This window comes from Pseudoalteromonas sp. CF6-2 (assembly GCF_021729425.1).
Taxonomy (GTDB): domain Bacteria; phylum Pseudomonadota; class Gammaproteobacteria; order Enterobacterales; family Alteromonadaceae; genus Pseudoalteromonas; species Pseudoalteromonas arabiensis.
Genome location: NZ_CP091442.1, coordinates 2,237,032 through 2,258,006, shown reverse-complemented (window position 1 = coordinate 2,258,006; position 20,975 = coordinate 2,237,032). Strand labels below are relative to the sequence as shown.

Here is a 20,975-nt window from a genome sequence, read left to right as displayed (position 1 = left end):
GCGATGCTTTTGAAGCTAGAGATAAAAATGAAGTCTTTAAAGAAAGTATTTATATGTGGTGGGTCTTACTGGACTTAAACCATCGAGCCTGTGCTTTGTAAAGAGTGGCGATGCTTTTTTAATTTAGAAACAAAACAAGAAAGTATTAAATGAAGTGTTATATGTGGTGGGTCGTACTGGACTTGAACCAGTGACCCTCGCCTTGTAAGGGCGATGCTCTCCCAACTGAGCTAACGACCCACATATAAATTTTTGAAGATTAAATGGTTGGTCTTACTGAACTTAACCACCGAGCCTTTTCGTTGTAAAGAGTTGCGATGCTCTTTTCTTTAAAAAGTAATGGTGGGTCGTACTGGACTTGAACCAGTGACCCTCGCCTTGTAAGGGCGATGCTCTCCCAACTGAGCTAACGACCCATATAATCTTTTTCTTCGCATTCCATTATTTGATAATGGTGGGGTTTACTGAACTTAACCACCGAGCCTTTCCGTTGTAAAGAGTTGCGATGCTCTTTTCTTCAAAAAGTAAATGGTGGGTCGTACTGGACTTGAACCAGTGACCCTCGCCTTGTAAGGGCGATGCTCTCCCAACTGAGCTAACGACCCGCGAAGATTAATCTAAATGAGAACACCACTAAGTATTAATGGTGGGTCGTACTGGACTTGAACCAGTGACCCTCGCCTTGTAAGGGCGATGCTCTCCCAACTGAGCTAACGACCCATTTAGATTTTTTGTAATATGAAACACCATTTTTAAAATGGTGGGTCGTACTGGACTTGAACCAGTGACCCTCGCCTTGTAAGGGCGATGCTCTCCCAACTGAGCTAACGACCCATATTACATACAGCATATTTTCTTAATGAAAGGACCACCTAAACTTTCTTTGTAAAGTGAAAGTAAATGGTGGGTCGTACTGGACTTGAACCAGTGACCCTCGCCTTGTAAGGGCGATGCTCTCCCAACTGAGCTAACGACCCATTAAGAATTTAGATATGAACACCATTAGGGAATAATGGTGGGTCGTACTGGACTTGAACCAGTGACCCTCGCCTTGTAAGGGCGATGCTCTCCCAACTGAGCTAACGACCCATATCTAAAACAACTCATTGCTGCGTTGTTGTGGGGCGCTATTATAGATAGAGTTGTAAATGTGTCAACACTTGAATGAGTAAAAATGTGTTAGGTGCAGCTTTTATAAACAATCACATGGGCTTTGTGTGTGTTTTGATGAACAATTGCACAGTTTTAGTTATTTATTAGATGATAAGTAAGCTATAAAAGGCTCAATTTTATATTTCACTTTTTATATATATGAAAAGATCGCTCGGTTATAGCTAGTTTGCCCAAATTACAAATAAATAGTGAGGGCTCGGAAACCAGATAATCTAGGCTGCATTAAAAGTGTTAAGCAGCCCAGTAGGGGAGAGTGCTATTTTAACGGCTATATTTTCTTAATCTTATTTTGCATATAAATGTATACCTTTTATAACTGCGTACACTGACGAGTAAGAGCATCGACAATGCAAACTTACGCATTGATCATGAAAAGGTATCGATATTTGTCAAAGTGTTTAAAATATCTTCTCGATGGACTGTTATTTAGTCAGCTTGTTGAAATTTAAATCATTTAAATAAACATCGATAAAAAACTGTTGACTTTATTTGGGGGGCTGCATAGAATGCGCCCCGCACTCAGCGATACACAGCCAAGGTTAATTGGTAGTGTGTATTATGCAAGTCGGGGCTATAGCTCAGCTGGGAGAGCGCTTCGCTGGCAGCGAAGAGGTCTGCGGTTCGATCCCGCATAGCTCCACCAGATTTGCATAGTGTTTGTCCTAGGGTTGCAGTTTTCTGCGTCCCCATCGTCTAGAGGCCTAGGACACCGCCCTTTCACGGCGGTAACAGGGGTTCGAATCCCCTTGGGGACGCCACTTACTCTAAGTAAGTGAGCAATTGCCAGTAAATAAATATGTTAGTCTCGAGTACTTGCATGTTATTTTAGTAACCTTAACTCCGATATGAGTCAAACTATCATTTAATGTCCTAGTGACACATTATGTGTCCCCATCGTCTAGAGGCCTAGGACACCGCCCTTTCACGGCGGTAACAGGGGTTCGAATCCCCTTGGGGACGCCACTTATTTAAGTAGTTTATGTGTAGTGGGCGGTGACACCGCGCAATCTACGCACGACGTTATCAAGAGTACGAATCTCTTGGGGACGCCACTTATTTTAAGTGCTGTGTTATTAAAAGCTCGTCTGAATCGAGTTTAACTATTCAGTTGTCCTAGTGACACATTTTGTGTCCCCATCGTCTAGAGGCCTAGGACACCGCCCTTTCACGGCGGTAACAGGGGTTCGAATCCCCTTGGGGACGCCACTTACTTTAAGTGCTGTGTTATTAGAAGCTCGTCTGAATCGAGCCTAACTATTCAGTTGTCCTAGTGACACAGAAACTTTCTGTTTAAGCTAAGGCCATTCGCCTCGCAGGCTCGGTCTCCTCTTACGCAGAAATAGCAAATCAGTGATTTGCAAACCAATTTCTGCGTCCCCATCGTCTAGAGGCCTAGGACACCGCCCTTTCACGGCGGTAACAGGGGTTCGAATCCCCTTGGGGACGCCACTTATTTAAGTAGTTTATGTGTAGTGGGGCGGTGATACCGCGCAATCTATGCACGACGTTATCAAGAGTACGAATCTCTTGGGGACGCCACTCACTAAAGTGTTGTGTTATTAAAAGCTCGTCTGAATCGAGTCTAACTATTCAGTTGTCCTAGTGACACAGAAACTTTCTGTTTAAGCTAAGGCCATTCGCCTCGCAGGCTCGGTCTCATCTTACGCAGAAATAGCAAATCAGTGATTTGCAAACCAATTTCTGCGTCCCCATCGTCTAGAGGCCTAGGACACCGCCCTTTCACGGCGGTAACAGGGGTTCGAATCCCCTTGGGGACGCCACTTACTTTAAGTGCTGTGTTATTAAAAGCTCGTCTGAATCGAGTCTAACTATTCAGTTGTCCTAGTGACACAGAAACTTTCTGTTTAAGCTAAGGCCATTCGCCTCGCAGGCTCGGTCTCATCTTACGCAGAAATAGCAAATCAGTGATTTGCAAACCAATTTCTGCGTCCCCATCGTCTAGAGGCCTAGGACACCGCCCTTTCACGGCGGTAACAGGGGTTCGAATCCCCTTGGGGACGCCACTTACTTTAAGTGCTGTGTTATTAGAAGCTCGTCTGAATCGAGCCTAACTATTCAGTTGTCCTAGTGACACAGAAACTTTCTGTTTAAGCTAAGGCCATCCGCCTCGCAGGCTCGGTCTCCTCTTACGCAGAAATAGCAAATCAGTGATTTGCAAACCAATTTCTGCGTCCCCATCGTCTAGAGGCCTAGGACACCGCCCTTTCACGGCGGTAACAGGGGTTCGAATCCCCTTGGGGACGCCACTTACATTAAGTAAGTTAACGTTTTATCAAGATTATCTTTTGTAATCTCATTTCAAGTAGAAAAAAATCTTTTTCAAATAAATACTCCTTATTCTCCATATATCCTTTCGATATAGACCCAATATATTTCTAAAACTTTAATTCCTATTGATCACTTTTACTGATCATTTTAATACTTTATAGTATTTAGCAACTCATCAGCTAACCATAAGGAAATTAAAATGTTAGCTAAACGTGTTGTACTCATACTAATTTCTTTAGTCATTACTGCTTGCTCAGACTCAAATGAGGGAGTAGCGCTAGGAACGCTTGAGCGTGAGCGTGTGATCCATCCTGCAACGACTAACGAAATACTGATCGATCTACCCGTTTCAGCAGGTCAGTTGGTTGAAAAAGGGCAAGTGATTGCAAAGTTCGATGCCGAACTTCAGCAAGCGATTGTTGCCAAAGCGCAAGCACAACTAGCTCAAGCCTCAGCATTTCTAGAAAAAACCTTGAATGGTGCTCGCCCCGAAGAAGTTGCTGGTGCATCAGCCAAAGTAGCAGCAGCCAATGCTGCATATACGCAAAGTGAAGCTAATTTTCGCCGTGCAAAAACCTTAGTTAAAGATAAACTCGCAAGCCAAGAAACCTTAGACAGTGCAATCGCTGCACGAGATGAGACTTTTGCTAATTTAGAATCAGCAAAGCAGAACTTAAATGAGCTAACAAACGGCTCGCGTGTTGAAGATATTAATAGTGCAAAAGCGCAAGTTCAGGCGGCAGAAGCAGAACTAAAAGTACAGCAAAAATACCTCTCAGATCTGACAGTTAAAGCGATGCGTGCTGGCAGAGTCGATAATTTGCCTTGGCACGTAGGTGAGCGAGTTACTAAAGGCAGCCCAGTCGTTATTATTCAAGCGAACAGCGCACCTTACGCACGCGTGTATATCCCAGAGCCATATCGTGCCAAGCTCAATCAGGGCATGACACTTACGGTTCGTGTCGATGGCATAGATAAAGATATTCAGGGTGAACTGACCTGGATTGCCACAGAGCCGGCGTTCACGCCTTTTTATGCTCTTAATCAGGAAGAGCGTGCACGATTAATGTATCTTGCAGAGGTAACACTACCCGCAAGTGAAAGTAACTTGCCGACAGGCGTACCTGCTCAAGTGATTATGCCATGACTGAATCGGTGATCCAGGCCAAAGGTTTGGTAAAACAATTTGGCGATTTAAAAGCGATTGATAACCTTGATCTAGACATTGAGCAAGGGCAAATTTATGGCTTTTTGGGCCCTAATGGCTGTGGTAAAACGACCGCAATCCGTATGCTTACGGGGCTATTGAAGCCAACCTCTGGTGATATCAATGTGCTTGGCTTGAGTCTGCCAAAAGATGCTGAAAAGCTCAGGACACAACTTGGTTATATGACGCAAAAGTTTTCACTTTATAGCGACTTGACCGTACTTGAAAACCTAAAGTTCATGGCGGCGCTTTACCCGTTTAAAAAGCAGCAAAAACAACAAAGAATTGACGAATTACTCCATACCTATGGCCTTGATCAAAGAGTAGATCAAATGGCCGGAAGTATGAGTGGGGGACAACGGCAGCGCTTAGCATTGGCTGCGGCAGTGATTAATAAACCGAAAATTTTATTTCTTGATGAACCAACATCGGCAGTCGATCCACAAAATCGCCGTGACTTTTGGGAAACACTGTTTGATTTAAGTAATGCCGGTACCACGATATTAGTCACTACTCATTACATGGATGAAGCTGAGCGCTGTCATCGTTTAGCCATTTTAGAATCAGGTATTAAACGCGCGGATGGCTCGCCAAAGCAATTAATGACAGACATGCACGCTCATGTGGTAGAAATAGCAGGGGCGCAAACCAGAGAATTAAAAAAACAGCTCGCAACAATCGACCATGTTATTTCAGCCACTCAGTTAGGTGCACAATTGCGAGTATTAGTGAAAAAAGATATTCAAGATCCCGTTGAGTTCATAAAACAGCAATCATTTTGTCAGGATACATGGCAAGTAAATCGTGTTCGCCCAAGCCTAGAAGACGTGTTTGTCACCTGCACAGGGCAGGGCAGACAATGAATATTATGACTTCATTAAGCCGTATAAAAGCAATTGTAAGCAAAGAATTATTACAATTACGCCGCGATCGAATGACATTTGCGATGGTGGTGATGATCCCTCTTATCCAGCTGATTCTATTTGGCTATGCTATTAACACTAACGTTAAAGATATCCCTGTTGCAGTGGTCGATCATAGCCAAACTGCCCTAAGTCGCATATTAGTACAAACAGTATCTGCAACAAATGTGGTTAAAGTGACGGATTATTACAACAGTATTGAGCAAGCACAAACAGCAATCGCCAGTGCGAAAGTGCGTGCTGTGATGTTTATACCCCATGATGTGGCAAACCGACTTGCTCAGCACCCAACCGTTGGTTTTGGATTGCCTGATGGCAGTAATGAGTCGTTAGTAAGGCCAATTGCGCATTGGTTAGTTGATGGCTCAGATACAATGGTAGCGTCGAGCATAAAATCGCTGCGCAATATGCCGCTTGCAGAGCTGCTCGATAAGCCTGCAAATAGAACTTACCCAACCTTTGAGACAACCTTATTTTATAACCCAGAGCAACGCTCTGCGGTGAATATTGTGCCAGGTTTAGCTGCTGTCATTTTAACCATGACTATGATTATGTTCACCTCTGCTGCAATTGTTAAAGAGCAAGAACGAGGTAATATGGAGCTCTTAATCACCTTACCTTTAAGCTCACTGGAATTGATGATTGGTAAAGTGGTTCCTTATATCTTCATTGGTTTTATTCAGTTATTTATTATTTTAGGCATGGGTAAGCTCTTGTTTCATATTCCTTTTGGAGGTGGTTTAGTCGCATTGGTTGTCGCAACCTTTGCTTTTATATGTGCCAGTTTAGTGCTTGGCTTAGTACTTTCGACCATCGCTAAAAACCAGCTTCAAGCCATGCAAATGACAATTTTCATTCTGTTACCCTCGATTTTATTGTCGGGCTTTGTATTTCCCTATGAAGGCATGCCAAAGGTGGCGCAGTGGCTTGCTGAGAGCTTACCTGCAACTCACTATTTAAGGTTAATCAGAGGAATAGTGTTAAGAGATGTCAATTTAATGAGTATGAGCAGCGATTTACTTTGGCTAACTGCTTTTACGTTTTTTGGTTTAGCGGTTGCCGCTTTCCGGTTTAAGAAAACCCTTGATTAAACTAGGCAATTTTGAACAATTGTGCTTAACTAAAGATAATTTTATCTTTTGTTAAGTAGATTTCAGCGTGCAGCAAATAGTTTGGGGATTGTTATTTTTTGCAGTATTTAATAGTCATGCAAAAACCATTAATCTAGCCCATACAATGAAGCATGAAAACTTCAGTCAGTTGTTCGGTAAGCTTGCAGAGCAAAGTGGTTTAACAATTCACTCGGTTTTTGTTGATCAAAAAGCGTTAAAAGTGCGCTTGGTGCAAAATGCACATACTTCTAATATGACTGATGTTATTATTGTACCCGCAGATCACCTAGGGCTTAGTGAGTATGCTAACTTTAGTGAGATCCCAGCTTCTTTAATCGCCCAGACAACAGATAAACGAACTTTAGACACAGCAAGGGTGTCAGGAAAGCTAATCGGCATTCCTATAATACAAGGTAACCACCTGCTACTTTTTTATAACTCTAAATTTATAAAATCCCCTGTTACCGATTGGCAAGATATTGAAAAATTGAAACCTACATTACCAAGCCACGTAAAATTAATAACGTGGAGCTTCATGGAAATGTATTGGTTTATTCCATTTTTAAGTGCTTTTGAAGGTAATTTGATAGCTGACGGCCAAGCTCAACTTAACACACCTTCTATGCATGATGCGCTACGTTTTGTTTGGGGTTTAAATGCGCGAGACATTGTTGATAGTCAGTGTGACTATGCGTGTTCTCATCAAGCATTTCAGCAACAAAAAGCCGCGTTTATTGTTAACGGAGCATGGGCACTCAACACTTATCAGCAAGCACTTGGTGAAAATCTGTCAGTGCAACCTTTGCCTTCTCTCAATGGGCGAGTGATGCAACCTTACTATTCAACCTTTGTTCTTGCCTTTCCAAACGATAGCCTTAATGGCCCAAATAAAGATAATTTACGTAAGTTTGCCAAGTTGGCTCAAGAAGCATCTTTTCAGCGCTTAATCTGGCAGGAAATTAGTGATATACCTGTAAATATAGAGGTGTTAGAGCATCTTAAAAACGAACAAGGGACTGTATTTGGCACGCTAGTTGATGCTTTAAAAGAAACAAAGCCTATGCCCTCAACGGCAACCATGATAATTGTTTGGGAGGTGCTTAATAAAGGTTTTTCACGTTTTGGCAGCGGAGCGTTAACAGCTGAACAAACGGGGCAATTTATGCAAGGCCTTGCTGAACGTTCAATTGCAAATGATGGGGTGCAATGAAAAACCCTCGTTTTAGTCGGGCACTGTTTTTTAGTGTGTTACTACTTGTTATCACCCCATTACTCATACTTGCTGCTTTGATGATAGGGCGTTTCTATTTAAATTCAATCGAGCAAGCAAACACCAGTTTGCAATGGCAAGCAAGAAATAACGCAGCAAGTTTAGAGCAATTATTTTTTAAACTTGAAAAGAATAGCCAAGTACTTAGCAATACAAAGGCAATTGCGGAATTACCTGACAAAGTAGTTTATTCACAGTTTGCACTCATGCAGTTACAGGAGTTTGTTAATACTAACCCGCAAATAAGTGCTGCGATTGTGATAGATAATCAAGGCTTTATAGTCGAAGGTTACCCAATAACATCGCTAACACTTAATTATTCACTGACCAAACAAATTTTAGAAAACAGCCAAATTCTAGATAATCAAAACACGATTCAAGTTTTGGATAACATACATCTTAATGAACTTTTTACTCAACAAGACACAAAGCATAGTGCCTTGTTAGCGATTACTTCAACACTGTTAAATGAGCAAGATTCACTCAGTGAGCCAATTAAAAAAACAGGTGTCTTAGTATCATTTATTCCTTTGTCAGAGGCCGTTAAGTGGCTTGCAAAACATAATGAACAACCTATTTATCAAACGGGTAAGCAAGTTCAGTTGAAGGTAAAAGAGCAAGTCTTATATAGCTTAGGAAATGCTTTAGATAAAGCTCAATTGTCATCAGAAGCGACTATTAATCGTGTGATATTTGACAATGCCTTGAGCCCTTTACTTTTTAAGATAAATGAAACAGAGTCAGCCTATACAACCGCGGTCAAACAAACCGCTGTGATGGCAGCAGGGTTGATAATTACGCTGTTTATAATCTCATTTCTGCTAGTTCGTTGGTTAACTCTGCGACTGCATAATCCATTAAATCGCATTGCAGCAATAAGTCGGGAGTTTGCATTAGGGAATTACAAACAAGTTCAAAATAATTTTCACTATCAAGAGTTTAAAGATATTGCAGATTCCCTCAATAGTATGGCCGAAACTATTGATATACAAATTACGTCATTGCAGTTAGAGAAAATTAGGGCAGAGCACTCAGAGCAAGTTAAAAGTCAGTTTTTGGCAAACATGAGCCATGAAATTAGAACGCCAATGAATGGGATTGTAGGGTTTTTGCAGTTACTAAATAAAAGTGAGTTAAACCAAGATCAAACTGACTTTGTTAGGCAAATTAATAATTGCAGTGATGTTTTACTAACCGTTATTAATGACATTCTAGATTTCTCGAAAATTGAAGCCAATAAAATTGAGCTTGAGCACCGCCAATGTGATTTAGTCGCTCTGTGCAATGATCTTATTTTATTGTTTAAACCGAGTTGTGATGCTAAAGGGATCGTATGCCGGCTTGATGTCGATAAACTTGAAACTTTAACCGTTGAGTGTGATGAGATACGTGTTAAACAAGTGCTGATCAACTTACTCTCCAATGCAGTAAAATTCACAAAGCAAGGAGAAATCACTTTATCACTTAATGTGGTTCACCAAAGCAATGAAAAAACAAGGGTTGAATTTGCTGTAAAAGACACCGGCATAGGTATTGCTGAAGATAAAATTAACGCGTTATTTAACCCCTTTGTTCAAGCTCAGAGCAATATAACCAGAGAATATGGCGGCACTGGCCTTGGGCTGGCCATAAGTAAAGGTTTAATCGATTTAATGGAAGGGAAAATAAACATTAATAGTGAGCTTGGTAAGGGCACTATTTTTACAATTCAAGTCGATTTTGAAACAGTTTTAGAAGACCTTAATATACAGCAAGTTGAGCAAAAGGCTGATAGGTCAAGGAACGATTTTTCTGTGGTAGAACAGCCACTCCTAATTGCAGAAGATAACCCTATTAACCAAATTGTGATTACAAAATATTTAGCACAATTAGGGCTTAAATATGAACTTGCGGATAACGGACAAGTAGCGTGCGATAAAGCATCAAATAAAGAGTACGCTTTAATCCTAATGGATATTCAAATGCCTGTAATGGATGGTTTAACAGCCAGCAAGATTTTGCTAAATAAAAAGGGTTTTAATACACCTATTATTGCTGTCAGCGCGAACGCAATGAAAGAGGATATAAATAAAAGCATTGCGATGGGGATCAGTGACCATATTGCTAAACCAATTAACTTTGAGGAATTGGAGCTAGCATTAGCAAAATGGCTATTTCAGCAAAATTAACAGCAGAAATAGCCATTACAATTAGAATGCGTTATTGTCTTTTTTCTGAATAAGCTCAATTGCATAGCCATCAGGGTCTTTAACAAAAGCAATTTCAGTTGTGCCGCCTTTTACAGGGCCTGGCTCACGGCTAACATTACCGCCAGCAGCTTTAATGTCGTCGCATGCTTTATAAATGTCATCAAACTCGATAGCAATATGGCCATATGCATTACCTAGATCATAGCTGTCAGTATCCCAGTTATAAGTAAGCTCAAGCACAGTTGCATCTTTTTCGTCACCATAACCGACAAAAGCAAGGGTGTAGCGGTACTCTTCATTGTCTGCACGGCGCAGTTCTTTCATACCTAATACCTGCGTATAAAATTCAATTGATTTGTCTAAATCAGCAACGCGAAGCATTGTGTGTAATAAGCGCATTTTAAGCATCCTCTTTCTTGTCTTTAAATTCGCACAATTCTAATAACGCAGTAAGGCTGCGTATTAAAACTCTTAAAAATGGATTATAAGTTATTTTGATTGCTTACACAGTAGCATTGAGATAAAGCGTAGAGTCCACGCTGTTAAATTAATAACGATGCTTTTGCTATGGCTAGGGGAAATGTTATGCAGCAATAAATAGGGGAGCTGCATAACACTGGGGTATTGAAGTATAAGCTTAGGTCTTCACTTTACCTTTAAGCACATAAATTTCGCCATCAAAGCTCCCTTGAATTGTCAGACCTTGTCCCGCTAACTCTTTAAGGTATTCGATATGTTCATTAGTGATATGCTGCCCTGGTACTAAAAGTGGGATACCGGGAGGGTAAGGCGTCACTAATCCGGCACAAATGCGGTTGTTACTTTTACTAATAGGCACAGATTCGCGTTCGCCATAAAACGCATCACTTGGAATACAGGCCAAGTCTATAGCAGGCAGATTCTCTGGTAAGCGAGCGCGTCTCATTGAGGTGGCGAGTTTTACTTTACCGCTATCGAGTTTCTTCAGCGCGTTGTAAAGACGAATGATCTTTGAGCGTGTACCGCCAAGAGTCAGTAAAACTAAGATAGTGCTGTGCGTGTACTTTTCTATTTCAAGGCCTATTTCATCTAACAGGAATTTATGAATATCTTTTAGTGAATAAGGTAACTCACTAATATCAATGAGAATTTTCAGTGGGTCATGACCCATGTTATCGCCACTAAAATGTGGGAATATATCCATGAAATCTTGCTTATCGAGCACTTTTATATGTTTTAGTGAAGCCATTTGCTGCTTAAATTCTGCAACGTGATTCAGCAGGGCATTCAGTAATTTATAACCTTCCATCTCTAATTGTTTTTGGCATACATCCAGCGAGGCAATGAGTTGATATTTTGGAGAGGTGCTGGCGTAAATACTGTAGATCTCACGGAAAAAATCGGCATCGAAATCAGGGTCGTTAACATGAATATAAGACGCCTGAGAGAACGCAGAAACCACTTTATGTGCCGAATGGGTAACATAATCTGCACCCGCATTAATAGCCGAGTAGTGGCGTAAACTTGGATGGAAAAGCGAGTAAGCAAACCACGCTTCGTCGATAAACACTTTAATACCGTGCTGATGAGCAAATTCAACCACTTGTTTTAAATCGCTAAGTAGGCCATCGTAGGTACAGCCAGTTAAAACCAATAATTTAGCATCGGTGTTTTGTTCAATCGCTTGTTTGATGTCGGCCAATGAAGGGGGCGCGAAAATACCATATTTAGGATTTAAAATACTCGACAAATAGATAGGTAAACTAGCCGATTGCAAAATGCCATAGTGTACTGATTTATGGCAGTTTCGGTCGATAATCACCTTATCGCCTTTACGCAGCAAAGTTTGCAAAATAATCTTATTTGAAGTGGATGAGCCGTTAGTAACAAAGTACGTATGTTTTACTTCAAAAGTCGCCGCTGCTGATTCTTGAGAGCGGCCTATTGTATTGGTGCTGTCTGATAATGAACCGAGCGAATCCACAGAAACTGATAGGTCGCCAACAAATACATTACGACCATAAAACTGATAAAAGTCTTTAATATACGGAGAGTTTCTAAAGCTAGCGCCGCCACTGTGACCAGGAGTGTGCCATGAATCGTTCGATTCACCGACATAACGACGGTAAGCGGTCCAAAATGGAGTTTCTGAACGGTCATCAAAGTCATTGATCATATAGCCCAAGATTGCTTCAGGGTCTGAAATGACCTCGTCTTTAAAAAAGAAAGATTCAATTTCTTCTGACTCGTTGACTATCTCCAAGCCTTTCGTATCGTCACCGATAACATAGACAGGCAGCTCAAGGCGTATGCCTTTTAATTGCTCGATAAAGCGACTATAGGTGCGCTCGCCATTGTTCAGTACATCCCAACTAAGTACTACAGCTTGAATATCGCCATCTTCCTCTACACATTTCAACGCTTGCTTGAGCTCAGTGCATTCAATAATGTCGATATCTACATCATTACGCTCAAAATTAGGGATTGTTTTTGCTAGGTTCGTTGAAAGCTCTTGCAAGGTGGCAGGATCTTGCTCAATTAACAAGATACGAAGTAAAGGTAACATAGCAACTCTCATAAAAATTTCACATTACTCAACAGCATAACGAAAGGATTGGAGCTTGTGAAATTAATACTTTGATATTTTTTGTTCCGATACAGATTGTGCTTTTTTGCTAGGGCAATGTTTTACAAAGTGACCCTTTAAAAAGCGTTATAAGAATCTACAACTATACTTATAGGCTTTTTCTACGTGTTAGTCGCAGACAGTTGAAATTACATGTTCTTGCTGTAAAAGTAATTGCTTAAGTAAAAGATTAATAAAGCACTGAGTGAATAAAGGGCATTTACTCTGCTAAATAGTAGGATGACTTCCTACTCGAAAAAATGCTCATGTAAAGAGTGAGTGTAAAAGCCACTCAAGCCATGTACAGATAAAAATAAAGATAAGCCTGCGAAGGAGAATAAAACATGGCGAATTTTGCCAATTTTAAAACCGTAGTCATCTCTATATTGTTTGCGTTTTGTACAAACGCGGTTATTGCAGATGAAATATCAAAATTAAACAACAATCAGAAGTCGACACCCAAAGCGACTGAATTCGTTACCCAGCATAAAGGCACCTTTAATGGTACAAAGCTGAAATACAAAGCTGTAGCCGGTGAAACTTATTTATTAAACAAAAACGAAGAGCCTACTGCAGCTATCTTTTCATTTGATTACATTGCCGCAGACGACAACAAGAACAGACCGATTACATTTATTTGGAATGGTGGCCCAGGCTCATCGTCTAATTGGTTACATATGGGCGCATATGGACCTAAACGAGTCGTGGTACCAAGTGATGCAACGGATCCTCGGTTGGCTCCTTACGAATTAAAAGATGCGTCAGAGACGATACTTGATGTGACTGATATGGTGTTTGTGGACCCTGTTGGTACAGGTTACTCGCGCGCATTAGGTGACACTGAAAGCAAAGCTTTTTGGGGCTTAAATCAAGATGCAGCCTCTATTGCTGATTTCATTGCCCAGTGGTTAACAAAAGAAAACCGCTGGAATGCGCCAATATTTTTATTGGGAGAGAGCTATGGTACAACTCGAGCAGCAGCGGTTTCTAAAGTACTGATGGATAAACACCTGATTAATGTAAATGGCATTATTTTTGTGTCACAAGCTTTAGACTATCAAGGTTCAAGCCCTTATGTAGACGACAACATCATATCTTACATCACGTACATACCCACACTTGCTGCAACTGCTTGGTATCATAAAAAAGTAGACACATCCGGAGATTTTGAAGCTTTTATTGATGCGAGCCGACAATTTGCTGTTGATGAATTATTACCAGCCTTATTTAAGGGGAATGCGCTTAGTACCACTGACAGAACGCGAATAGTTGACGGTCTTCACCGTTATACAGGGTTAAGCAAACAATATATTGAGCAGGTTGATTTACGCATTAACGCCTTTAGATTCGCTAAAGAGTTATTGCGTGATGAGGGAGTCGCCATCGGCTTTCTTGATGGACGTTATAAGCTTGATGAACGAGACGATTTAACCGCGGCTCCTAAGCAAGATGCGTCAAAAGTGATAGGGCCAGCATATAAAGCGGCACTGATGAAATACATGCGCACAGATTTAAACATACAGTGGAAAAGAAAATACTTAAACCCAGGCGATCCTGAGTTATCAGATAACTGGCGCTGGCGTACTGCTCCTGATGGACAAGGATGGGAGCCAAGATACGTCAACACAGCGCCAGATTTATCTTATGTGCTTCGCAGCAATCCACAAATGAAAGTGATGGTTGCCTCAGGGTATTACGATATTGTCACGCCATTTTTTGATGCAGAATACACCTTGAACAGACACGGTATATACGCTGATAAAATTGACTATCACTATTATCACGGCGGTCACATGATGTATGTTCACGAACCAGCAAGAGTATCGCTGTTAAATGATACGCGAGAGTTTATTAAAAAGCAGGTGAGCCAAAACCCACGATAATGGCTAGGCACATTGTGCCAAGTCTTGTGTTTGGCACAATGTGCAAAATGAGCTTATGGAGTGATCGAAAAGGTTAAGAATGTTACACATATAGCGCCTAAAAACGATTAACCATTGGTGCTCACCGACCATATTTGTTGTCAATGTTTGCCAATATCTGCCATAATTAATGACTGTAAATATATAGGAATTAACTATGGCAACTTTAAATATCTCTATTCCAGATGAAATGCGCTCATGGATTGATGCCCAAGTTGAGTCAGGTCGATTCTCAAATGCAAGTGATTATATCCGCGATTTGATCCGCCATAATCAGAGTGAAAAAGATGCTATTAAAATGGCATTAGTAGAGGGTGAACTAAGTGGTGAGAGTAAGTTAACGGTTTTAGATATTATATCCAAATCTAAAAACAAAACTTAAAGCGAATGGCTAAATATACTCTATCTAATAAAGCTCAGCATGACTTGGAGCGTATTTTTCAGTACACCGAAATTGAATTTGGTGTTTCTCAAGCAGAAAACTATTTGCTCGGAATTCATGAAACGCTAATGGCTTTGTCTACTGAGCCGAGCCTTGCTCAAGATGTTAGCGATATCAACCCCGGATATTCTCGGTATATATTTCGAAAGCACTACATCTTTTTTAAAAAAAGAGCCAACGATATTTTCATTGTGAGAATTCTGCATCATCAAATGAAGGTTCAACTACACCTAACTAGCTAATGCAGGTCCGCAATAATACTTAATTATTCCATTTTCTCTTTAAACTCACACAAGTCTTCAATAATACAGCTGCCACATTTAGGTTTACGAGCAGTACACACATAGCGACCATGAAGAATTAACCAGTGGTGCACATCGACTTTAAATTCTTTAGGTACCACTTTTTCTAGCTTTTGTTCTACAGCAACTACATCTTTACCCATGGCGAATTTTGTGCGATTTGATACGCGAAAAATATGAGTGTCGACTGCAATTGTCGGCCAGCCAAAGGCCGTATTTAATACGACATTCGCTGTTTTTCTACCCACACCAGGGAGGGCTTCAAGGGCTTCACGGTTTTCGGGCACTTCTGAGTTATGCTTATTAACCAGAATCTCACACATTTTATAAACGTTGTTGGCTTTTGAGTTAAATAAACCAATCGTTTTAATGTAGTCACGTAGGGCTTCAAGGCCTAAATCTAAAATCGCTTGTGGCGTATTAGCAACAGGAAACAGTTTGCGTGTAGCTTTATTAACACCTACATCCGTTGCTTGTGCTGATAAGGTTACAGCAACCAATAACTCAAATGGGCTTGAGTATTCAAGCTCTGTTTCTGGGTGCGGATTTTGCTCACGAAGACGAGATAAGATCTCATAACGTTTTTCTTTATTCATGGTGAGTGTAAAGCACGCAGTGACGGTGCGTGCTCTCCTTTAGGTTAAACTCGTTACCCGGGCACGAGGGCCTTTTTCTACTTCTGGAGTAACTACTTGCTTTGATTTTATTTGGTTATCAATCACATTCTTTGCAGCAATTAACAAACCAAGACCTAAAAAGGCACCTGGGGGTAAAATTGCCAATAAAAATTGATTGTCGAAACTAAACACTTCAATACGCAGTGCTTGTGCCCATGGGCCGAGCAACAAATCAGCACCATCAAAAAGGGTGCCTTGGCCAATTAACTCTCTTATAGCGCCCAGCACAACAAGTACTAGCATAAAGCCTAAGCCCATCATTAAGCCGTCAAAGGCTGAAAGGGGGACTGTATTTTTTGACGCAAATGCTTCAGCGCGACCTATAATTGCGCAGTTGGTCACAATAAGTGGAATAAAAATACCAAGAGATTGATAAAGCCCAAATGTATAGGCATTCATCATCAGCTGCACTATCGTTACAAAGCCTGCGATGATCATCACAAAAACAGGAATACGGATATCTTTAGGCACCCAGTTGCGCACAATCGATACAGTTACATTAGAACCAACAAGTACTAATAAAGTCGCTAAACCAAGACCTAAAGCATTTGTTATTGTAGAAGTCACTGCTAGCAGAGGGCACAAGCCTAATAACTGCACAAGGGCGGGGTTATTAGTCCACATCCCATCTTTAAATAAGGTTTTTACTTGGCTCATTCCTGACCTCCTTGGCAAGCATTAGCTGCTGCAAATAGGTTATCAAATTCAGCTTGTGCAAATAGCACTGCTTCTTTTACTGAGCCGACTACAGCGCGTGGCGTAATCGTTGCTCCGGTGAATTGATCAAACTGGCCGCCATCTTTTTTAACAGCCCAACGATTGTCATCTTCACCTAATACAGTCTGACCTTTGAATAAGGTGATCCAGTCAGATTTTTTTACTTCGACCTTGTCGCCAAGCCCAGGTGTTTCTTCGTGTTTTGTTACACGAACTCCAGCAATTTCACCATTAGCAAAAACGGCTGTTAGCAAGTTAATATCGCCACTATAACCGCTTGGCGTAACATGGCGCATTACAAGAGCGTATGGTTTATCGCTTTTATAAGCTCGATAAATAATTTGTTCGGGTCTGGGCCCTAAACGTTCATCTGTAATAATGACACAATCTTTATACAGCTGATTATCGTAATGGTGAGCGTCAAGCACTTGCTGTAGTTGCTCGGCGAGCTGCTTCTTTTCTTGGTCACTTATACGCTGGGCCGTTAGGTTATGAGTGAGCGCTACAGCTCCTGTAGTAAGTAGTGCAAAAGCGGTTAAGATACCACCGTTTTTAGTCATTGAGGAAAGGATCATTATTTCACTCCATGGCCGTAAGTGCGTGGTTGTGTGTAGTAGTCAATTAATGGTACTGCCATGTTTAGCAGAAGCACACTAAAAGCGACAGCATCAGGGTAACCACCAAATGTGCGAATTAAGTAAACAAGTAGACCAATTAAGGCACCATAAATTAAGCGGCCTTTATTTGTGGTTGATGCTGACACAGGATCGGTCGCGATGAAAAACGCCCCTAGCATTGTGGCACCACTGAATAAGTGAAATACCACGCCAGGCTCTGTCCCAGGTGATGCTATGTAGCCAATAGCACTACATATAGCTAAAGCACCGAGAAAGCTTACAGGAATATGCCAATTAATGATTTTAGCTTTTAATAAATAAAGACCACCGATTAAAAAGCCTAGGTTAACCCAGCCCCAACCAAGACCAAACCAGTCATTAAAAAGGGGTTTGCTCATGCTCTCAGCCACCGTTAGGTGATGGGCTACATCTGTTTTAACGGTATCAAGCGGCGTTGCCATCGTTATGCCATCAATGGATACACGAAGTTGATCTACGCTAAATCCAGCGCTAGTAAAACCATTGAAAATAACAGACAGCTGTTGTGAAAAGCTAATAGGCGATGCAAGTAAATCACTTACAGGTAACCAACTGGTCATTTGCACCGGAAACGATACAAGTAGTAATACATAAGCGGCCATTGCTGGGTTAAATAGGTTGAAACCAAGTCCACCATAAAGCTGTTTTACAATAACAATTGCAAACAAACAGCCAATTACGATAATCCACCAAGGTGCTAAAGGCGGAATGCTCAATGCTAGCAATACTGCAGTTAGCCATGCACTGCCGTCGCTAAGAGTTGGCCACACCTTTCGCTTACGTAGCAATAAAACTGCCGCTTCACATACACTAACCGTGATTAAAGCGAGTGCAAGCTGGATTAAAACCGCGGTGCCAAAAAAGTAAACTTGCGCGATTAAGCCAGGAATACACGCAGCAATCACGGTGATCATTAAACGGCTTAATGATTTATGACTATGATTATGCGGCGAACTCGCCATGGTTAGTTTCATGACTTATCGTTTCCTTCTTGTTGTAACTTTTTTGCTTTTGCACGAGCGATAGCACGAGCAACAGCGGCTTTCTTTTTATCTTCTTTTGATTCAGGTGCGTTTGATACTTGCTCTACATCCGAGTCTGCTGGTTTTATTTCAGTATCAACAGAATTGGCTGAAATATCACTTTGCGTTTGCTCTGTAGCGGCTTTTTTTGCTTTAGCACGAGCGATAGCAGCAGCGACAGCGGCTTTTTTCTTATCTTCGCTAGATTCATTTGTATCAGGTTGAGGTTTTGAATCAACCTCAACGTGTGAATCATCACTCTGCGCTTGCCCTTTAGCGGCTTTCTTTGCTTTAGCACGAGCAATGGCTGCAGCGACAGCGGCTTTTTTATCATCGACTGGTGCGCTATCTTCTTCAGCATCGTCTTGATTTTCAGCAGCTTGCGCCGCTTTTTTCGCTTTAGCACGAGCAATGGCTGCAGCAACAGCCGCTTTTTTGTCATCAACTGGTGCGCTATCTTCTTCAGCATCATCTTGATTTTCAGCAGCTTGCGCGGCTTTTTTCGCTTTAGCACGGGCAATGGCTGCAGCGACAGCCGCTTTTTTGTCATCGACAGGTGCACTATCTTCTTCAGCGTCACCTTTATTTTCAGCAGCTTGCGCGGCTTTTTTTGCTTTGGCACGGGCAATGGCGGCAGCGACAGCCGCTTTTTTATCATCTTTAGGTGCAGCGTCTGCTGCCTCTACGTGATCTTCAGCAGCTTGTGCGGCTTTTTTCGCTTTGGCACGAGCAATGGCGGCAGCGACAGCAGACTTTTTATCATCTTTATCACGGTTTTCTTCACCTTGCTCTAAAGCTTTTTGCTCTTTGTATTTACGTGCTTGTTCTTTGCGTGCTGCACGCTCTTTAGCGACCTCTGAATTATCAGGTTCAAGCTCCGCATCTGGGCTTTGCTTTTTCGCTTTGGCGCGAGCTATAGCCGCTGCCACAGCTGATTTACTCTCTTTAGCATCAGATTTGCTCTTCACACGTGCAAGCGCATCGGCCACTTTTTGTTTTTCGCCATCTGATTTTGCAGCGGGTTTACGTTTGTGACGGTTTTGGCGCTCTTCTTGCTCACGCTCTAAACGTTCTTTACGTGCTTCAAAACGCTCTTTGGCACGTTCAGCCTTAATTTGCTCAGCTTGTTGCTCTTTAATTTCAGCCTTAGCAACACGGTAATATTGGACCAATGGAATTTCGCTTGGGCATACATAAGCACAGGCACCACATTCAATACAGTCGAACAAGTTGTGCTCATTTAGCTTGTCGTACTCTTTTGACTTAGCAAACCATTGTAATTGCTGCGGTAATAAAGAGGCAGGGCATGCGTCTGCGCAGGCACTACAGCGAATACAGGCTTTTTCGTCGCCAGGTTCAGCCAACTCTTGATGATCAGGTGCTAAAATACAGTTGGTGGTTTTTACTATGCCAATACGCACGGTTGGTAAAGTAAAGCCCATCATCGGGCCACCCATGACAACACGTTGTTGTGGAACTGGAGAGAAACCTTGGCAATCCAATAAGTGCTTAATTTCAGTGCCCAGTAAAGCCCACACATTACCTGGTTTATGGATTGTATTACCCGTGACTGTGACAACTCGCTCAATCAATGGTTTGCCTTCAAACACCGCTTGATTAATAGCAAAGAGAGTACCGACATTTTGTACCAGCATACCAATATCTGCTGGAATACTGCCATTTGGCACTTCTTTACCTGTCAGTAACTTTATTAGTTGCTTTTCGCCACCTGACGGATAAACCGTTGGCACTGTTTGCACTATAATATTGTGATTGTGCTGAGCTGCCTTTTTCATAGCAGCAATGGCTTCTGGCTTATTATCTTCAATGCCAATAATTGTTAGCTTAGGGCTTAATAATTGCTGCATTAGCTCAATACCCGCAACAATACCATCCGCATGCTCTCGCATTAACATATCATCGGCCGTGATATAAGGCTCACATTCAACGGCATTAACAATTAAAAAATTGATGTCTTTGCGGCTGTCCGCTTTTACATAGGTTGGAAAGCCAGCTCCGCCCATACCAGCGATACCACTTTGATGAATAATATCGACGAGTTCATCATGAGAGAGAGCGGCAGCATCACTAATGGGTTTCAGTTCACACCAATTATCCAGCCCATCAGGTTCAATAACGACGCTGAGTTCAGGCAAAGCTGAGGGATGCGCTGATGGCATAGGGGATATTTCACAAATGATACCTGAGGTAGGCGCATGCACTGGTACAGACCAGTTACCACTTGGTTTTGTTAATGCTTGGCCTTTAAGGACCTGCTGGCCTTTTTCGACAATCAGTTTGCCGTTTGCGCCAATATGCTGTTTTAGTGATACGACCAACTTTTGAGGAAGCGGCAAACGTTGGATTGACTGAGTTGTTGATACGTGTTTTTGACCAGGTGGATGAATCCCACCAGGAAATGGCCACACTTTACCTTGTTTAATTTGTTCGATTAACGTTTCCATTTGT

14 protein-coding genes and 15 tRNA genes are annotated in these 20,975 nt (G+C 41.7%); 15 read left to right on the top strand and 14 right to left on the bottom strand.

The window, feature by feature from the left end; genetic code table 11:
* Positions 1 to 164: 164 nt before the first annotated feature.
* The 7 genes from L3Q70_RS10495 to L3Q70_RS10465 form a co-directional block, all read right to left on the bottom strand.
* Positions 165 to 240, bottom strand: a tRNA-Val gene (locus L3Q70_RS10495).
* Positions 241 to 340: 100 nt separating this feature from the next.
* Positions 341 to 416 (bottom strand) — tRNA-Val (locus L3Q70_RS10490).
* A gap of 113 nt (positions 417 to 529) precedes the next feature.
* Positions 530 to 605, bottom strand: a tRNA-Val gene (locus L3Q70_RS10485).
* Between the two features lie 39 nt (positions 606 to 644).
* Positions 645 to 720, bottom strand: a tRNA-Val gene (locus L3Q70_RS10480).
* 38 nt (positions 721 to 758) lie between these two features.
* Positions 759 to 834 (bottom strand) — tRNA-Val (locus tag L3Q70_RS10475).
* A gap of 67 nt (positions 835 to 901) precedes the next feature.
* Positions 902 to 977: transfer RNA gene (locus L3Q70_RS10470), tRNA-Val, on the bottom strand.
* Between the two features lie 36 nt (positions 978 to 1,013).
* Positions 1,014 to 1,089 (bottom strand) — tRNA-Val (locus L3Q70_RS10465).
* Between the two features lie 651 nt (positions 1,090 to 1,740).
* On the opposite strand from L3Q70_RS10465, the gene L3Q70_RS10460 reads away from it, so the two are divergent.
* The 13 genes from L3Q70_RS10460 to L3Q70_RS10400 all read left to right on the top strand — a co-directional run bounded on the left by L3Q70_RS10460 (position 1,741) and on the right by L3Q70_RS10400 (position 10,142).
* A tRNA-Ala gene (locus L3Q70_RS10460) sits at positions 1,741 to 1,816 on the top strand.
* 39 nt (positions 1,817 to 1,855) lie between these two features.
* Positions 1,856 to 1,931, top strand: a tRNA-Glu gene (locus L3Q70_RS10455).
* Between the two features lie 129 nt (positions 1,932 to 2,060).
* Positions 2,061 to 2,136 (top strand) — tRNA-Glu (locus L3Q70_RS10450).
* Positions 2,137 to 2,303: 167 nt separating this feature from the next.
* Positions 2,304 to 2,379, top strand: a tRNA-Glu gene (locus L3Q70_RS10445).
* Positions 2,380 to 2,546: 167 nt separating this feature from the next.
* Positions 2,547 to 2,622, top strand: a tRNA-Glu gene (locus L3Q70_RS10440).
* A 256-nt stretch (positions 2,623 to 2,878) separates the two neighbouring features.
* Positions 2,879 to 2,954, top strand: a tRNA-Glu gene (locus L3Q70_RS10435).
* Positions 2,955 to 3,121: 167 nt separating this feature from the next.
* A tRNA-Glu gene (locus L3Q70_RS10430) sits at positions 3,122 to 3,197 on the top strand.
* 167 nt (positions 3,198 to 3,364) lie between these two features.
* Positions 3,365 to 3,440: transfer RNA gene (locus L3Q70_RS10425), tRNA-Glu, on the top strand.
* Between the two features lie 221 nt (positions 3,441 to 3,661).
* Positions 3,662 to 4,609, top strand: a complete 948-nt coding sequence (locus L3Q70_RS10420) for an HlyD family efflux transporter periplasmic adaptor subunit (protein WP_062569970.1) — start codon at positions 3,662 to 3,664, stop codon at positions 4,607 to 4,609.
* Complete coding sequence (locus L3Q70_RS10415) at positions 4,606 to 5,532, top strand: ABC transporter ATP-binding protein (protein WP_193987520.1); 927 nt, start codon at positions 4,606 to 4,608, stop codon at positions 5,530 to 5,532. The genes L3Q70_RS10420 and L3Q70_RS10415 overlap by 4 nt, the downstream gene beginning before the upstream one ends.
* A gap of 5 nt (positions 5,533 to 5,537) precedes the next feature.
* Positions 5,538 to 6,683 (top strand): ABC transporter permease, encoded by a 1,146-nt coding sequence (locus tag L3Q70_RS10410; protein ID WP_062570047.1) that lies wholly within the window; start codon positions 5,538 to 5,540, stop codon positions 6,681 to 6,683.
* A gap of 67 nt (positions 6,684 to 6,750) precedes the next feature.
* Positions 6,751 to 7,914 (top strand): extracellular solute-binding protein, encoded by a 1,164-nt coding sequence (locus L3Q70_RS10405; RefSeq protein ID WP_062569972.1) that lies wholly within the window; start codon positions 6,751 to 6,753, stop codon positions 7,912 to 7,914.
* Positions 7,911 to 10,142, top strand: a complete 2,232-nt coding sequence (locus tag L3Q70_RS10400; RefSeq protein ID WP_237114234.1) for an ATP-binding protein — start codon at positions 7,911 to 7,913, stop codon at positions 10,140 to 10,142. The genes L3Q70_RS10405 and L3Q70_RS10400 overlap by 4 nt, the downstream gene beginning before the upstream one ends.
* A 21-nt stretch (positions 10,143 to 10,163) precedes the next feature.
* On the opposite strand, the gene gloA is transcribed toward L3Q70_RS10400, so the two are convergent.
* Both gloA and L3Q70_RS10390 read right to left on the bottom strand, forming a co-directional pair.
* Positions 10,164 to 10,562, bottom strand: coding sequence for a lactoylglutathione lyase (gene gloA / locus L3Q70_RS10395; RefSeq protein ID WP_062569974.1), 399 nt, complete (start codon positions 10,560 to 10,562; stop codon positions 10,164 to 10,166).
* 238 nt (positions 10,563 to 10,800) lie between these two features.
* A complete protein-coding gene (locus tag L3Q70_RS10390; protein ID WP_237114233.1) occupies positions 10,801 to 12,708 on the bottom strand; it encodes an aminotransferase class V-fold PLP-dependent enzyme in 1,908 nt (635 codons plus the stop codon).
* Positions 12,709 to 13,112: 404 nt separating this feature from the next.
* Here L3Q70_RS10390 and L3Q70_RS10385 point away from each other — a divergent pair, with 404 nt between their 5' ends.
* Together L3Q70_RS10385 and L3Q70_RS10380 are read left to right on the top strand one after the other, a co-directional pair.
* Positions 13,113 to 14,651 (top strand): serine carboxypeptidase, encoded by a 1,539-nt coding sequence (locus tag L3Q70_RS10385; protein WP_237114232.1) that lies wholly within the window; start codon positions 13,113 to 13,115, stop codon positions 14,649 to 14,651.
* 196 nt (positions 14,652 to 14,847) lie between these two features.
* Positions 14,848 to 15,072, top strand: coding sequence for a type II toxin-antitoxin system ParD family antitoxin (locus tag L3Q70_RS10380; protein ID WP_237114231.1), 225 nt, complete (start codon positions 14,848 to 14,850; stop codon positions 15,070 to 15,072).
* A 325-nt stretch (positions 15,073 to 15,397) separates the two neighbouring features.
* Here the strand turns inward: L3Q70_RS10380 and nth are convergent, their stop codons facing one another.
* The 5 genes from nth to rsxC are packed head-to-tail and all read right to left on the bottom strand — an operon-like array spanning position 15,398 to position 20,971.
* Complete coding sequence (gene nth, locus L3Q70_RS10375) at positions 15,398 to 16,030, bottom strand: endonuclease III (protein WP_237114230.1); 633 nt, start codon at positions 16,028 to 16,030, stop codon at positions 15,398 to 15,400.
* A 39-nt stretch (positions 16,031 to 16,069) separates the two neighbouring features.
* Positions 16,070 to 16,768 carry an electron transport complex subunit E gene (locus L3Q70_RS10370; protein WP_237114229.1) on the bottom strand — a complete coding sequence of 233 codons (699 nt, stop codon included), beginning with the start codon at positions 16,766 to 16,768 and terminating at the stop codon, positions 16,070 to 16,072.
* The gene (gene rsxG, locus L3Q70_RS10365; RefSeq protein WP_193987512.1) at positions 16,765 to 17,403 is read right to left on the bottom strand and encodes an electron transport complex subunit RsxG; all 639 of its coding nucleotides are present in this window, start codon (positions 17,401 to 17,403) and stop codon (positions 16,765 to 16,767) included. Before rsxG ends, L3Q70_RS10370 begins: the two co-directional genes overlap by 4 nt.
* Positions 17,403 to 18,458 (bottom strand): electron transport complex subunit RsxD, encoded by a 1,056-nt coding sequence (gene rsxD, locus L3Q70_RS10360; protein WP_193987511.1) that lies wholly within the window; start codon positions 18,456 to 18,458, stop codon positions 17,403 to 17,405. The genes rsxG and rsxD overlap by 1 nt, the downstream gene beginning before the upstream one ends.
* A complete protein-coding gene (gene rsxC / locus L3Q70_RS10355; protein ID WP_193987510.1) occupies positions 18,455 to 20,971 on the bottom strand; it encodes an electron transport complex subunit RsxC in 2,517 nt (838 codons plus the stop codon). The genes rsxD and rsxC overlap by 4 nt, the downstream gene beginning before the upstream one ends.
* Positions 20,972 to 20,975 lie beyond the last annotated feature (4 nt).

What these genes read in the sequence shown, in the direction of transcription:
- L3Q70_RS10420 (WP_062569970.1), top strand. Translation starts at nt 3,662, where the DNA reads ATGTTAGCTAAACGTGTTGTACTCATACTAATTTCTTTAGTCATTACT.
- L3Q70_RS10415 (WP_193987520.1), top strand. Translation starts at nt 4,606, where the DNA reads ATGACTGAATCGGTGATCCAGGCCAAAGGTTTGGTAAAACAATTTGGC.
- L3Q70_RS10410 (WP_062570047.1), top strand. Translation starts at nt 5,538, where the DNA reads ATGACTTCATTAAGCCGTATAAAAGCAATTGTAAGCAAAGAATTATTA.
- L3Q70_RS10400 (WP_237114234.1), top strand. Translation starts at nt 7,911, where the DNA reads ATGAAAAACCCTCGTTTTAGTCGGGCACTGTTTTTTAGTGTGTTACTA.
- gloA (WP_062569974.1), bottom strand. Translation starts at nt 10,562, where the DNA reads ATGCGCTTATTACACACAATGCTTCGCGTTGCTGATTTAGACAAATCA.
- L3Q70_RS10390 (WP_237114233.1), bottom strand. Translation starts at nt 12,708, where the DNA reads ATGTTACCTTTACTTCGTATCTTGTTAATTGAGCAAGATCCTGCCACC.
- L3Q70_RS10385 (WP_237114232.1), top strand. Translation starts at nt 13,113, where the DNA reads ATGGCGAATTTTGCCAATTTTAAAACCGTAGTCATCTCTATATTGTTT.
- L3Q70_RS10380 (WP_237114231.1), top strand. Translation starts at nt 14,848, where the DNA reads ATGGCAACTTTAAATATCTCTATTCCAGATGAAATGCGCTCATGGATT.
- nth (WP_237114230.1), bottom strand. Translation starts at nt 16,030, where the DNA reads ATGAATAAAGAAAAACGTTATGAGATCTTATCTCGTCTTCGTGAGCAA.
- L3Q70_RS10370 (WP_237114229.1), bottom strand. Translation starts at nt 16,768, where the DNA reads ATGAGCCAAGTAAAAACCTTATTTAAAGATGGGATGTGGACTAATAAC.
- rsxG (WP_193987512.1), bottom strand. Translation starts at nt 17,403, where the DNA reads ATGATCCTTTCCTCAATGACTAAAAACGGTGGTATCTTAACCGCTTTT.
- rsxD (WP_193987511.1), bottom strand. Translation starts at nt 18,458, where the DNA reads ATGAAACTAACCATGGCGAGTTCGCCGCATAATCATAGTCATAAATCA.
- rsxC (WP_193987510.1), bottom strand. Translation starts at nt 20,971, where the DNA reads ATGGAAACGTTAATCGAACAAATTAAACAAGGTAAAGTGTGGCCATTT.